The following is a 12,979-nucleotide window of genomic DNA, read 5'->3' on the forward strand; positions in this document are numbered from 1 at the left end:
CCTCCGGTGCGGCTTCGGGTCGCGCCGGAGGGGAAGGACTCCCGGCATGGCACGGGCGTACGTACAGGTGACGACGACGACCGACTCGCGGGGCGAGGCGGCGGAGCTGGCGCGCTCGGCGGTGGCCGAACGGCTCGCCGCCTGCGCGCAGCTCGTCGGCCCGATCGCGAGCACCTACTGGTGGGAGGGGGCGATCGAGTCCGCCGAGGAGTGGCTGGTGCTGTTCAAGACCACCGCCGACCGGTTCGACGAGCTGGCGAGCCTCATCACCGAGGTCCACTCCTACGACAGCCCGGAGATCATCGCGACGCCGATCTCGGCGGGCAGCCTGGACTACCTCGCCTGGATCGCCGAGCAGACCGAGCAGGCGCCGGGCGACGACGAGGACGGCACGCCCCTGCCCGTCCCCGAGTGACCGGTGGTGCCGCAGTAAGTCATCGGTTACCGTGAACGGGTGGACGAGGACTACGGGCTGTTCGGTCCCGGATCGGTGACCTGGCACGTCATGGGCGAGCCGGTGCTGATCGTCGGCGGGATCCGCGCGCTGCTGCTCCAGGCGCTGCACCCCCGGACGATGTGGGGCACCGCGCAGAACTCCGAGCTGATGGACCCGAGCGCGGCGTGGGCGCGGCTGGCGCGGACGGTCGAGTTCGTCCGCGTCCGCACCTACGGGACGACCGCCGAGGTCGACCGGATCGGGCGGCGCGTCCGGAACCTGCACTCCCGGCTCACCGGCGTCGACCCGCGCACCGGCGCGACCTTCCGGGTGGACGAGCCGGAGAACCTGCTGTGGGTCCACCTCGGCGAGGTCGACTCCTACCTGGACATCGCGCGCCGCGCCGGGGTGCCGCTGACGACCGCCGACGCCGACCGGTTCGTGGACGAGCAGCGCCGCGCCGCCGCCGTCGTCGGACTCGACCCGGCGGACGTCCCGGCGAGCGTCGCCGAGATGCGCGACTACTACGCGATGATGCGCGGCCACATCTTCGCGTGCGACGAGGCCCGCGCCGGGCTCCGCCGGATGTTCAACCCGGCGGTGCCGCGCCGGATGCTGCCGCTGAAGCTGGCGGGCCCGCCGCTCGGGACGTTCATCGTCTCGACGCTGCCGCGCTGGGCCCGCCGGATGTACGGGCTGCCGGGGCTGCCCACGTCCGACCTGGCCGCGACGCTGGCGCTGAAGGGGCTGTACCGGACGTCGCGGGTCGTCCCCGAGCGCTACCGCTACTCCCCAGACGCCCGGCGCGCCCGCGAGCTGACCCGCGCCCGCTGACCGCGGGCGTGCGGGCTGTCCCGGGCGCGTTGACGGCGGGCGCGCGGGGCGCCCGCCGTCGGACGGATCAGACGTCGGCCGTGATCTCGGCGAACGTCTCGGCCCTGGCCTCCTCCGGGAGGGGCCGCGTGCCGCGCCGGGGGAGCAGCAGCGCCGGGACGATCAGCACCGCCGTCAGCGCGAGCGCCACCCAGAACGGCGTGTGGAACGCCTCGGACAGCAGCGGGGCGATCCGTTCGCGGACCGCGTCCGGCACCGCGCCGAACCCCTCGCCGCCCCCGCCCGGGATGCGGTCGGCGATCCCGCGCGACAGCAGCACGGCCAGCAGCGCCGAGCCGAACGACCCGCCGAGCTGCATGAGGATGTTCAGCGAGCTGGTCGCCCGGGCCACCGAGCGCTGCGGGAGCGTCGCGATGGCCGAGCTCATCGTCGGCATCATGGTCGAGCCGAGGCCGAGGCCCCGCACGAACAGCATGGCCGCGAGCAGCGCGTAGGACGTGTGGTCCGACACCTGCGTGAGCCCGATCGTGCCGAGGACGAGCAGCACGATCCCGACCGGGACCACGCGTCCGGCCCCGATCCGGTCGGTGAGCTGCCCGGCGAACGGCATCGCGAGCGCCGCCCCGATGCCCTGCGGCGCGATCAGCAGGCCCGCCGCGAACGCGCTCTCGCCGCGCGCCGTCTGGTAGTAGAGCGGAAGCAGCAGCAGCGAGCCGATGAGCGCGACGCCGACGAGCAGGACCGCGAGCGAGGCGTTGGCGAACGTCCGGTCGGCGAACAGCCGGACGTCGATCAGCGCCCGCTCGCCCCGCGCCAGGCTGTGCGCGACGAACAGCGCGATGAGCACCGCTCCCGCCGCGACCCAGCCGAGGACGGCGGCGTTCCCGAACCCGCCGTGGCTGCTGGCGTTGGACAGCCCGTAGATGAGCAGCGCGAACGCCGGCGGGAGCAGGAACATGCCGCGCAGGTCGAGCTTGGACCGTCCGTTCGATCCCCCGGAGCCGGCCGGGACGCGCCACCACGCGAGCGCCAGCGCCAGCGCGCCGATCGGCACGTTGACGAGGAAGATCCAGCGCCAGTCGGTGTTGTCGACCAGCCAGCCGCCGAGCGCGGGGCCGAGGATCGGGCCGAGCAGCATCGGCACGCCGACGATGCTCATGACGCGTCCCATCCGCCGCGGACCGGCCGCGACGGACAGGATCGCCATGCCGGTCGGCATGAGCATCCCGCCGCCGAGCCCTTGCAGGACGCGGAACACGATGAGCGACTCGATGTTCCACGCCGCCCCCGACAGCGCGGATCCGGCCACGAACAGGACGATCGAGGTCATCCAGACCCGCCGTCCGCCGAACCGGTCGATGGCCCAGCCGGTCAGCGGGATGACCGTGCCGAGCGCGAGCATGTAGCCGGTGACGACCCACTGGATCGTGGACAGGCCGGTGTCGAAGTCCTTGCCGAGCGTCTGGAGCGCCACGTTGACGATCGTGGTGTCGAGGATCGCCATGATCGTCCCGGCGACGATGACGAGGCCGAGGACGAGGACGCCGCGATCGAGCCGGTCCGACCCGGCCTGCGGCGGGGGTGGGCTTTCGGACATGGTGAGCCCCCTTTTCAGTGCGCCCCGTGATCCCCCGGAGGGGAAGCCTTGAACTTCAAGGTATTGGCAGTGCACCACGAAATATGTTGAACTTCAAGTCATGAGCCCACCGAATTCTTCCCCGCCGCCCGACGAGGACGTCGTGACGCTGATGCGGCTGCTCGGCCGCATCGTCAAGGGGGTCAAGAAGCACGGCGGGCCGAGCGGGCCGCCGGAGCTCCTCCAGCGCGCGCGGGACGCGGGGCTCGCGCCCCGGCACATCCCGGTGATGGTCACACTCGCGATGTTCGGCTCGGCCGCCGTCGGGGAGCTGGCCGGGCGCATCGGCCTCGAACCCGCCACCACCAGCCAGCTCGTCGGCGAACTCCAGCGCGCCGGGCTCGTCACCAAGGAGGCCGACGAGCGGGACCGCCGCCGCACGGTGATCAGCGTCGCCGAGCCCTGGCGCCCGGTCGTCGACGACTTCGCGCGGACCAAGCTGACCGCCGCGCGCCGCACGATCGACGCCCTGTCCCCGATCGAGCGCGAGCACTTCCTGCGCGGGCTCCGGCTGCTCGCCGACGCGCAGGACGAGATCCTCGCCGAGGCCCCGACCGCCGACCCGCTGCCGGACCCGCGGGCGTGAGCGCGGTCAGCCGCGCCGCATGAGCCGCCCGACGGCCGCCATCAGCTCGGTGGACATCTCGTCGCCCTTGCCCTCTTCGGCGCCCTCGGCGACGCAGTGCCGGACGTGCCCGTCCAGCAGCCCGAGCGCCACCTTGTCCAGCGCCGCCTGGACGGCCGAGATCTGCGTGAGGACGTCGATGCAGTACCGGTCGTCGTCGACCATGCGCTCGATGCCGCGCACCTGGCCCTCGATCCGGCGCAGCCGCGTCTGGAGCTGGTCCTTGGTGGCGGTGTAGCCGCGGATCGGGGTCTGGCCGGTCGTCATCGTCGTCCTCGCAATCGTGCCGGGCGGGCCGTGCGCGCCCACTGCCGTCGGGTTCGCCGCCGGTCGCCACCGCCGTCATCCTATGCGGCTCCGCCCGGTTTCCCGCTGATCGCGAAGACCCGCCGGGGTCAGCCCGGCGGGACGTTCCAGGACGCGATCACCGGCCGTCCGTGCTCGGCGCCGAGCCGGGAGACCGTGCCGGTGTCCAGGGCGAACAGCCGTCCGAGCGCCGGGTCCAGGCCGAGCCAGCGCGCCGTGAGGATCCGCAGGACGTGCCCGTGCGCGACGAGCGCCACGTCCCCGTCGGCCAGCACCGGACGGCACCGCGCGAGGACGGCGTCCACCCGTTCCCCGACCCGCTCCACGGTCTCGCCGGGGTGGTCGGCGTCGCCGGGGATCACGCCGTCGTCCCACAGGTACCAGCCGGGACGCGTCTCGCGGATCTGAGCCGTCGTGATGCCCTCGTAGCCGCCGTAGTCCCACTCCCACAGATCGGGGTCGACGGCGTCCACGGCGAGCCCGGCCAGCTCGGCGGTCCGGCGGGCGCGTCCGGCCGGGCTGGCGACCACGCGGACGACCGCGTCCAGCCCCGGGGCCTTGCGCAGCGACCGCGCCTGCTCCTCGCCGCGCTCGGTGAGCGGGACGTCGGTGCGCCCGGTGTGGCGCCTGTCCCGGCTCCACGCGGTCTCGCCGTGCCGGAGGAGGATCAGTTCGCCCATGGGGCACCACTCTAGGGCGCGCCGGTCACGACGCGAGCACCACCTCCAGCGGTGTGCGCTCCAGCCCGTGCGCGTCGGCGACCGGACCGTAGACGATCCGCCCCGCGTGGGTGTTGAGCCCGAGGGCGAGCGCGGGGTCGGCGCGCAGCGCGTCCCGCCAGCCGAGGTCGGCGATCCGCAGCGCGTACGGCAGCGTGACGTTCGTGAGCGCGTAGGTGGACGTGTTCGGCACCGCGCCCGGCATGTTCGCCACGCAGTAGAACACCGAGTCGTGGACGCGGTACGTCGGGTCGTCGTGCGTCGTGGGACGCGAGTCCTCGAAGCAGCCGCCCTGGTCGATCGCGATGTCCACGAGCACCGATCCGGCCTTCATGTGCGCGACGAGGTCGTTGGACACGAGCTTCGGCGCCTTCGCGCCCGGGATCAGCACCGCGCCGATCACCAGGTCGGCCTCGCGGACCTCCCGGTCGAGCGTGTAGGCGGTGGACGTGAGCGTCCCGAGACGTCCCTGGTAGGCGGCGTCGATGTCGCGCAGCCGGTTGACGTTCACGTCCAGGATCGTCACCGACGCGCCCATCCCGACCGCGATCCGCGCCGCGTTCAGCCCCGCCACCCCGCCGCCGATCACCGCGACCCGCGCGGGCGCCACCCCGGGCACCCCGCCGGGCAGCACGCCCCGGCCGCCGTTGAACTTCATGAGGTTGTAGGCGCCGACCTGGGCGGCGAGCCGTCCGGCGACCTCCGACATCGGGGCGAGCAGCGGCAGCGAGCCGTCCGCGAACTGGACGGTCTCGTACCCGATCGCCGTGACGCCCGCCGCCAGCAGCGCGTCCGTGCACTCCCGCGACGCGGCCAGGTGCAGGTAGGTGAACAGCGTCTGCCCCGGCCGCATCCGGTGGAACTCGGGCGCGATCGGTTCCTTGACCTTGAGGATCAGGTCGCCCTCGCCCCACACCTCGTCCGGCCCGTCGACGATCTTGGCCCCGGCGCCGGCGAACTCGGCGTCGGCGACCGCCGAGCCCGCGCCCGCGCCGCGCTCCACGAACACCTCGTGCCCGTGGCGCGTCAGCTCGTGGACCCCCGCCGGGGCGATCGCCACCCGGTACTCGTGGTTCTTGATCTCGCGCGGAACGCCGATCTTCATGACCCCTCCAACCGTCTCCCGGACTATGCCCCGGGACGGCGGCGGGCAGTCAGGGCAGCCACTCGTCGGCGATCGCGACGGTCAGCTGTTCCAGCAGGGGACCGGCGTGCCGCATGGAGCGCCCGACGTCCCGCTCGATGTCGGCGAGCGCGTAGACGGCCTGGATCCGGCTGCGGCGCAGTTGCTCCCCGGTGAGGCCGCGCCGTCCGGTGACCGCGACGACGGGCGTCCCCGACCGCGCCGCCGACCGCGCCACGCCCGCCGGGGTCCGGCCGCGCAGCGTCCGCGTGTCGAGCGCGCCCTCGCCGGTGACGACGAGCCGCGCGCCGCGCGCCCGGCCGGCGAAGCCGAGCAGGTCGAGCAGGAAGCCCGCGCCCGGACGCGGCGTCGCGCCGAGCAGCGCCAGCGCCGCGAACCCGGCCCCGCCGCCCGCGCCCGCGCCGGGCCGGTCCCGGGCGGACCGGCGGACGGCGGCCTCGGCGACGTCGGCCCAGCGCCGCAGGCCCGCGTCCAGCGTCCGGACGCCGTCGCGGCCCGCGTCGGCGTCCGCGCCCGCCTCGCGCGCCGCCGCGGGCGTCCCGGCGCGGCCGAGCAGTGCCCCGGTCACGTCCCCGGCGAGGACGAGTTCCACCCGCGACAGGTCCGGCAGGCCGCGCAGATCCACGGCGTGCAGGGACCGCAGGGCCGCGCCGCCGGGCGGAAGGTCGCGTCCTGCGGCGTCCAGCAGCCGTCCGCCGAGGCCCTGCACCAGCCCGGCGCCGCCGTCGGCGGCGGCGCTCGCGCCGAGCGCGAGGACGATCCGCCGCGCGCCGCCGCGCAGCGCGTGCCCGAGCAGCTGGCCCGCGCCGAGGCTCGTCGCGGTGAGCGGCCGGGGCCGGCCGCCGGGGAGCAGGCGCGGCGCGCACGCCTCGCCGAGGTCCACGACGGCCGTGTCACGCTCCACGGCCAGCACGGCCCGCACGGGACGTCCGACGGGCCCGCTGACCTCGGCCTCCACCCGCCGCCAGCCCGCCGCGACCGCCGCCTCGGCGAGGCCGTCGCCCGACGACGGGACGGGAAGTTCGACCACCGGGACGTCCGGCCGGACCCGGCGCAGCCCGGCGGCCAGATGCCGGGTCACGGCGGCGGCCGACAGCGAGCCCTTGAAACGGTCGGAGGCCAGCAGGACGTGTCCGCGGCCACCGGGTCCGGGAGTGTTGTCCGCGGACGCCACACCACAGCCTTTCGCACCGAGCGGAGGGATGGCGTGAACGCCTTCCCTCCGTTTATGTCATCTCGGTGCTATTCCACACCCAGGGCCTGCTCCACGATGTTCAAACCGAAGTAGAGGATGAAAACGATCGAGACGATCCACAGGAGCGCGCCCGCCTCGCGCGGCCGGCCCCGGGCGATCTTGATGAGCGTGTAGGAGACGATGCCCGCGCCGATGCCGTTGGTGATCGAGTACGTGTAGGGCATCACGACGATCGTCAGGAACGCCGGGATCGCGAACCCGAGGTCGGACCAGTCCACTTTGGCGACCCGTGTCATCATCAGCGCGCCGACCAGGACGAGCGCGGGCGCGGCGGCCTGGGCGGGGACGACGGCGGCCAGTGGCGTCAGGAACAGCGTCGCCGCGAACAGCGCGCCGGTCGCGAGGTTCGCCAGCCCGGTCCGCGCGCCCTCGCCGACCCCGGCGGCCGACTCCACGAACACCGTGTTGGCCGACGAGCTGGTCACGCCGCCGAGCGCGGCCGAAAGACCGTCCACCGACAGGATCCGGCCGAGCCGGGGCACCTGGCCGCGCTCGTCCACGAGCCCGGCCTCGTCGCTGATGCCGAGGATCGTGCCCATCGCGTCGAAGAATCCCGACAGGACGAGCGTGAACAGAACGACGAGCGCGGTGAGGACGCCCGCCTCGGCGAAGCCGCCGAACACGTCCACCTTGCCGAACAGCCCGAAGTCGGGCGCGGAGAAATAGCGGTCGGGCAGGTCGGGGGTCACCGTGCCCCAGGAGCCCGGCCCCTTGGCGGGAATGTGCGCGTTCTTCTGGATGATGACCGCCACGACCGTCGCCACGATGATCCCGATGAGGATCGCGCCCGGCACCCGCCGCACGTACAGGACGATGATCAGCAGCAGCGCCAGCACGAACACCGCCGACGGCCAGGTGGCGAGCCGTCCGCCGAGCCCGAGCGTGAGCGGCGGGCTGGTCGCGCTGGACGTGATGAACCCGCCGTCCACCATCCCGACGAGCGCGATGAACGCGCCGATGCCGACCGCGATCGAGTGCTTGAGCGCCAGCGGGATCGCGTTCATGATCAGTTCCCGGACGCCCGTGACGGCCAGCAGGACGATCACCAGGCCCTCCAGCACGACCAGGCCCATCGCCTCCGGCCACGTCATGTGCGGCGCGGCCTGGAACGCGACGACCGCGTTGATGCCGAGCCCGGCGGCCACGGCCATCGGCGCGTTGCCGACCAGGCCCATGATCACCGTGGCGATCGCCGCCGACAGCGCGGTCATCGTCGTGAGCTGCGGGATCGACAGGACGTGCCCGTGGACGTCCTTCGCCCCGCCGAGGATCAGCGGGTTCAGCAGGATGATGTACGCCATCGCGAAGAACGTCGTGATCCCGCCGCGGATCTCGCGGGCCACGGTCGTGCCGCGCGCCGTCAGCTCGAAGAAGCGGTCCACCGGGCCGCGTGCGCCGAGGGACGGCGGCTTGGCCGCGCTGGGCTGGGACATCGGGAGCGCTCCAGGGCAGAGTCGGGAAAGAACCGGCACACAGTAACTGCCCGTGCCGGGTTCCGGCCGAACCGGCGTCCCCGTTCCCGTCCGGCCGGAACCCGCAGGTCACCCGCCCCGGTACGTCGAGTAGCCGTGGGCCCCGAGCGCCAGCGGGACGTGGTGGTCCTCGCCGCCGTCGGCCGCCGTGAAGATGATCCCGATCTCGGGGTAGAAGGTCGGCTCGCCCAGCTCGGCGAAGTACGCCCCCGACCCGAACCGGAGGCGGTAGGTGCCGGGCGGGGTCCCGGCGTCCGGATCGCGGGGGGCGGCGCTCCACCGGCCGTCCTCGGCGGTCGCGCCCTCCGCCACCGGCTCCCAGGTGTCATTGTCGTAACGATCGAGCCGGACCGGCAGGCCCGCGGCGGGCCGCCCGCTCCGGGTGTCGAGCACGTGCGTGGAAACGGTCATGGCGCCAGTACAGCAGCACTCAGGGTGTTGATCCGACTGCCGCCGACGACCCGTCCGCTATAGCCTTCGGTGGTGCGTATGTGAGAGACGACGGAAGGGCCACGGATGGATCGGGAGACCCTCGGGCAGCGCATCCGCGCGCTGCGGATCCGGCAGGGAATCAGCCAGGCTCAGCTCGCCTATCCCGAGCTGTCCGACAGCTACATCTCGCTCATCGAGAGCGACAAGCGGATCCCCGCGCCGAGCGTCGTCGACCTCCTCGCCGGGAAGCTCAACTGCTCGGCGACCTACCTCGTCAGCGGGGTCAGCGAGGACGTCGTGGACGAGCTGCGCGTCACGCTCGACTACGCCGAGATCGCGCTGCGCAACGGCGCGCCGGGGGAGGCCCGCGCCCGGTTCGCCGACGTCCTGGCCAGCAGCGACGCCGTCGCGCTCCCGGACATGCTGCGGCAGGCCCGGTGGGGCCACGCGCTGGCGCTGGAGGCCGCCGGGGAGCTGGACGCCGCCGTCGAGGAGCTGCGGTCCCTCGCCGACGAGCTGCCGGTCGACGGCGACCTCGCGCAGTGGTCGCGGCTGCACGTCGCGCTGAGCCGGTGCCTGCGCGAGCGCGGCGAGCTGGGCGAGGGCGTCCGGGTCGCCGAGGACGCGCTGCGCCGCCTCATCGCCGCCGGGGCCGACTCGACCGACGCGGCCGTCCGGCTCGGCGCCGCGCTGCTCGCGGCGTTCGTGGAACGCGGCGACCTGGTGCGGGCCGGGCAGCTCGCCGACCAGCTCGTGGAGCGCGCCGAGCGGGTGGGCGGGCCGGGCGCCCGGCTCGCCGCCTACCGGGAGGCCGCGCACGTCGCCGAGATCCGCGGGGACTACGAGGCCGGGGTCGCGCTCGCCGAGCGGGCGCTGCTCAGCGCGGGCGAGGAGGAGGACCCGCGCGTCGTCGCCCGCGTCCGGATCACCTACGCGTCGCTGCTGCTGCGGGCCCGTCCGGCCGAGGCCGCGCAGGCCCGCGACCTGCTCGCCAAGGTGCGCGGCGAGATCGGCGTCGGGGAGTCGGGGGAGGCGCTGGTCGCGGCGTGCCTGACCGAGCTGGCCCGCGCCGAGACCGCGCTCGGCCGCCCGAACGAGGCCGTCGCGCTCGCCGAGGAGGCCCTGGACCTGCTCGGGGACACGCCGCGCCGCGCGACGGCGTGGGCGCTGACCGTCCTCGGGGAGGCGTGCGTCCGGCTCGGGCGCCGCAACCGGGCCGTGGAGGTCCTGACGCGGGCGGCGGAGCACCTGGAGCGGCTGGAGTCGTCCCGGGAGGCCGCGCGGACGTGGTTCGACCTCGCCGAACTGCTCGCCGAGACCGGCGCGGACGACACGCCCCGCCTGGACGCCTACCGCCGCGCGCTGACCTCGGCAGGGATCTGAAACCGACCAGCCGGAAGGGCTCAGTAGGGTGGAGGCGCCTCTGTCTCCACCGAAGAAATCCGGCCCTTCCATGATCTCTCGCATGCCCCGTCCGCGCCGTCTCGCCGCGCTCGGTCTGTCCGCCGCCGCGCTGTCGGGGGCCGGGGTCGCGTTCGCGGCCCCGGCGTCCGCGCACACCCGGCTGGTGTCCAGCACGCCCGCCGAAGGCGCGTCCGTGGCCGCGCCCGCGCAGGTCACGCTGACGTTCAGCGACGAGATCCGGGTCGCCAAGGTCGTGGTCAAGGGCGCCGACGGGACGCAGGTCCAGGACGGCGCCGCCACCCGGTCGAAGACGACGGTCGCGCAGAAGCTCAAGGCGGCCGTCCCGCCGGGCCTCTACACGGTCGCGTACCGGGTCGTCGGGGCGGACGGGCACCCGATCACCGCCGAGGCGCAGACCTTCACCGTCGCCGGCGGGGACGCGCCGCTCGAACTGAGCCCGGCGGAGAGCACCGGGCAGCCCGTCGCCGCCCGGCCCGCCGCGAAGGCGAAGGACTCCGGCGGCCCGAGCTGGGCGTGGATCGTGGGCGGCGGCCTGCTCGGCATCCTCATCGGCGTCGGGATCGTCGTGCGCGCCAAGCGCCGGCACCCGGTGGACGCGGGAGGCCGCGGCGATGGCGACGACTAGCCGTCCGGCGGCGGCGCGCGAGGGCGTCCCGGCGGTCGTGCGGGCCGCCGCGCTGGCCTCCGCCGCGGCCGTCGCGGCGCTGGTCGTGGCGTTGCTGGCGGGGGGCGCGGTCACCGAGAAGGTCGTCCCCGGCCTCGGCGACGCGGGCGCCACGACGCGCTGGGGGCTGCCGTTCGCGCGGCTCGTCATGAACCTGGCCGCGACGCTGACCGTCGGGGCGCTGCTCGCGGCCGTCGTGCTGCTGCCGATGAACGCCCGCCGCGCGGGCAAACGCGGCAAGGCCGCCGAGCCGGGCGCCGCGCCGCTGACCGCCGACGCGATCGGCTACCTGCGCGCCGCGTCCTGGTTCGCGGCGACGTGGGCGGCGGCGGCGGGCGCGACGCTCGTCCTCACGGTCGCCGACGTGCTCGGGCAGCCGGTCCTGGACGTCCTCACCGGCAGCGAGCTGAGCAGCTACGTCGGGTCGCTGACGCAGGGCCGGGCGCTCATGCTCGTCGTCCTGCTCACGGTGGTCGTGGCGCTGCTGGCCTGGACGACCACCACCCCCGGCGCGGCGGCCGGGCTGCTCGCGCTCGCGGTGGTCGCGGTGCTGCCGCCGCCGCTCACCGGGCACTCGGCGTCGGCCGCCAACCACCAGGTCGCCACGACCGGCGTCGCGCTGCACGTCGTGGCGATCGCGCCGTGGGTGGGCGGGCTCGCGATCGTGGGCGTCCACGCGCTGACCGGCCGGGCCGGGCTCGGCGTCATGACCGCGCGGTTCAGCCGGATGGCGCTGTGGTGCTACGTCGTCGTCGGCGCCAGCGGCATGGTCAACGTGATCGCCCGGCTGCCCGACCCGGCCGAACTCGTCACGACCAGCTACGGGCGGCTGGCCCTCGGCAAGATCGTCGCGTTCGCGCTGCTCGGCGTCGTCGGCTGGTACCACCGGGAGAGGACCGTCCCGGCGGTCGAGGCCGGCCGGCCCCGCGCGTTCGCCCGGCTCGCCGTCGCCGAGGTCGCGATCATGGCGGCGACGATGGGGCTGGCCGTCGCGCTCGCCCGCTCCGCGCCGCCCGCGCCGACGACCGAGGAGTCGGCCGTCGAGACGCTGCTCGGCTACGCGATGCCGCCGCACGTGACCGCGTCCCGGCTCGTCACGCTCGGCGTCTTCGACCTGTTCTTCGCGGCGCTCGTCCTCGCGCTCGGCGGCCTGTACCTCGCGGGCGTCGTGCGGCTGCGGCGGCGCGGCGACCGCTGGTCCCTGCCGCGCACGGCCGCGTGGCTGGTCGGGCTGGTCAGCATCCTCGCGGTGACGCAGACGGGCGTCGGACGGTACGCGCCGATCCTGTTCAGCGTCCACATGGCCCAGCACATGGTCCTCAACATGCTGACGCCGATCTTCCTCGTCGCGGGCGCGCCGGTCACGCTGGCGCTGCGCGCGCTGAAGCCCGCGCGGGTGCGCGGCGACCGGGGGCCGCGCGAGTGGCTGACGATCGCGCTGCACAGCCGGTTCACCGCGCTGATCACGCATCCGGCGGTGGCGACGATCCTGTTCGTCGCGAGCACGTTCGTCCTGTACTTCACGCCGCTGTTCGAGACGCTGATGCGCAGCCACCTCGGGCACATCGCGATGATGACGCACTTCCTGCTGACGGGCCTGCTGTTCTTCTGGGTCCTGATCGGCGTGGACCCGGCGCCGCGCACGCTGCCCTACCCGGGACGCATCCTGCTGCTGTTCGTCACGATGCCGTTCCACGCGTTCTTCGGCATCGCGCTCATGAACCTCGGCGAACCGCTCGCCCGCGCCTGGTACACGGCGGTGCACCCGGCGTGGGGGACGTCGATCCTCAAGGACGAGCACACGGCGGGCGCGATCGCGTGGGGCTTCGGGGAGATCCCGACGTTCATCGTCCTGATCATCCTGGCGTTCCAGTGGTTCTTCGACGACCAGCGCCGCGCGCGCCGCGAGGACCGCAGGGCCGACCGCGCGCAGGAGGCCGGGGGCGACCCGGCCGACGACGAGCTGGCCGCCTACAACGCGCGGCTCGCCCGGCTGGCCGAGCGGGACCGCGAGCGCTGATCCCCCGCGCG

Annotated in this window: 13 protein-coding genes; 6 read left to right on the forward strand and 7 right to left on the reverse strand. The window is 74.4% G+C overall.

Annotated elements, in window-relative coordinates; all coding sequences use genetic code 11:
* Positions 1-46 precede the first annotated feature (46 nt).
* Positions 47-415, forward strand: a complete 369-nt coding sequence (gene cutA, locus GQ466_RS07240) for a divalent-cation tolerance protein CutA (protein ID WP_161101925.1) — start codon at positions 47-49, stop codon at positions 413-415.
* A gap of 39 nt (positions 416-454) precedes the next feature.
* Positions 455-1,270, forward strand: coding sequence for an oxygenase MpaB family protein (locus GQ466_RS07245; RefSeq protein ID WP_337193353.1), 816 nt, complete (start codon positions 455-457; stop codon positions 1,268-1,270).
* Positions 1,271-1,337: 67 nt separating this feature from the next.
* Here GQ466_RS07245 and GQ466_RS07250 read toward each other — a convergent pair whose 3' ends face one another.
* Positions 1,338-2,867, reverse strand: a complete 1,530-nt coding sequence (locus GQ466_RS07250; protein ID WP_161101926.1) for a DHA2 family efflux MFS transporter permease subunit — start codon at positions 2,865-2,867, stop codon at positions 1,338-1,340.
* A gap of 100 nt (positions 2,868-2,967) precedes the next feature.
* Between GQ466_RS07250 and GQ466_RS07255 the strand changes: the two genes are divergently transcribed.
* Positions 2,968-3,492 (forward strand): MarR family winged helix-turn-helix transcriptional regulator, encoded by a 525-nt coding sequence (locus GQ466_RS07255; protein ID WP_161101927.1) that lies wholly within the window; start codon positions 2,968-2,970, stop codon positions 3,490-3,492.
* Between the two features lie 6 nt (positions 3,493-3,498).
* Here the strand turns inward: GQ466_RS07255 and GQ466_RS07260 are convergent, their stop codons facing one another.
* The 6 genes from GQ466_RS07260 to uraH form a co-directional block, all read right to left on the reverse strand.
* Entirely contained in the window at positions 3,499-3,798 is a 300-nt protein-coding gene (locus GQ466_RS07260) for a metal-sensitive transcriptional regulator (protein WP_161101928.1), read from the reverse strand.
* Positions 3,799-3,926: 128 nt separating this feature from the next.
* Positions 3,927-4,517: a histidine phosphatase family protein gene (locus GQ466_RS07265; RefSeq protein WP_161101929.1), complete on the reverse strand. Its 591-nt coding sequence runs from the start codon at positions 4,515-4,517 to the stop codon at positions 3,927-3,929.
* Positions 4,518-4,542: 25 nt separating this feature from the next.
* Positions 4,543-5,661, reverse strand: a complete 1,119-nt coding sequence (ald, locus tag GQ466_RS07270) for an alanine dehydrogenase (RefSeq protein WP_161101930.1) — start codon at positions 5,659-5,661, stop codon at positions 4,543-4,545.
* A 49-nt stretch (positions 5,662-5,710) separates the two neighbouring features.
* Positions 5,711-6,874 (reverse strand): glycerate kinase, encoded by a 1,164-nt coding sequence (locus tag GQ466_RS07275; RefSeq protein WP_161101931.1) that lies wholly within the window; start codon positions 6,872-6,874, stop codon positions 5,711-5,713.
* A gap of 68 nt (positions 6,875-6,942) precedes the next feature.
* Entirely contained in the window at positions 6,943-8,388 is a 1,446-nt protein-coding gene (locus tag GQ466_RS07280) for an NCS2 family permease (RefSeq protein ID WP_161101932.1), read from the reverse strand.
* Between the two features lie 108 nt (positions 8,389-8,496).
* Positions 8,497-8,838: a hydroxyisourate hydrolase gene (gene uraH, locus GQ466_RS07285; protein ID WP_103563366.1), complete on the reverse strand. Its 342-nt coding sequence runs from the start codon at positions 8,836-8,838 to the stop codon at positions 8,497-8,499.
* A 105-nt stretch (positions 8,839-8,943) separates the two neighbouring features.
* Here uraH and GQ466_RS07290 point away from each other — a divergent pair, with 105 nt between their 5' ends.
* From GQ466_RS07290 to GQ466_RS07300, 3 genes are all read left to right on the forward strand, one after another.
* Positions 8,944-10,242, forward strand: a complete 1,299-nt coding sequence (locus GQ466_RS07290; RefSeq protein WP_161101933.1) for a helix-turn-helix domain-containing protein — start codon at positions 8,944-8,946, stop codon at positions 10,240-10,242.
* Positions 10,243-10,324: 82 nt separating this feature from the next.
* The gene (locus GQ466_RS07295) at positions 10,325-10,909 is read left to right on the forward strand and encodes a copper resistance CopC family protein (RefSeq protein WP_161101934.1); all 585 of its coding nucleotides are present in this window, start codon (positions 10,325-10,327) and stop codon (positions 10,907-10,909) included.
* Entirely contained in the window at positions 10,896-12,968 is a 2,073-nt protein-coding gene (locus GQ466_RS07300) for a bifunctional copper resistance protein CopD/cytochrome c oxidase assembly protein (RefSeq protein ID WP_161101935.1), read from the forward strand. The genes GQ466_RS07295 and GQ466_RS07300 overlap by 14 nt, the downstream gene beginning before the upstream one ends.
* The last annotated feature ends 11 nt before the right edge of the window (positions 12,969-12,979 follow it).

It is taken from the genome of Actinomadura rayongensis, from assembly GCF_009831215.1.
Classification (GTDB): Bacteria; Actinomycetota; Actinomycetes; order Streptosporangiales; family Streptosporangiaceae; genus Spirillospora; species Spirillospora rayongensis.

Bases quoted from the DNA above. Each gene is read 5' to 3' on its own strand.
- GQ466_RS07295 (WP_161101934.1), top strand. From the start codon at position 10,325: ATGCCCCGTCCGCGCCGTCTCGCCGCGCTCGGTCTGTCCGCCGCCGCG.
- GQ466_RS07265 (WP_161101929.1), bottom strand. From the start codon at position 4,517: ATGGGCGAACTGATCCTCCTCCGGCACGGCGAGACCGCGTGGAGCCGG.
- GQ466_RS07290 (WP_161101933.1), top strand. From the start codon at position 8,944: ATGGATCGGGAGACCCTCGGGCAGCGCATCCGCGCGCTGCGGATCCGG.
- GQ466_RS07300 (WP_161101935.1), top strand. From the start codon at position 10,896: ATGGCGACGACTAGCCGTCCGGCGGCGGCGCGCGAGGGCGTCCCGGCG.
- GQ466_RS07250 (WP_161101926.1), bottom strand. From the start codon at position 2,867: ATGTCCGAAAGCCCACCCCCGCCGCAGGCCGGGTCGGACCGGCTCGAT.
- GQ466_RS07260 (WP_161101928.1), bottom strand. From the start codon at position 3,798: ATGACGACCGGCCAGACCCCGATCCGCGGCTACACCGCCACCAAGGAC.
- uraH (WP_103563366.1), bottom strand. From the start codon at position 8,838: ATGACCGTTTCCACGCACGTGCTCGACACCCGGAGCGGGCGGCCCGCC.
- GQ466_RS07280 (WP_161101932.1), bottom strand. From the start codon at position 8,388: ATGTCCCAGCCCAGCGCGGCCAAGCCGCCGTCCCTCGGCGCACGCGGC.
- ald (WP_161101930.1), bottom strand. From the start codon at position 5,661: ATGAAGATCGGCGTTCCGCGCGAGATCAAGAACCACGAGTACCGGGTG.
- cutA (WP_161101925.1), top strand. From the start codon at position 47: ATGGCACGGGCGTACGTACAGGTGACGACGACGACCGACTCGCGGGGC.
- GQ466_RS07255 (WP_161101927.1), top strand. From the start codon at position 2,968: ATGAGCCCACCGAATTCTTCCCCGCCGCCCGACGAGGACGTCGTGACG.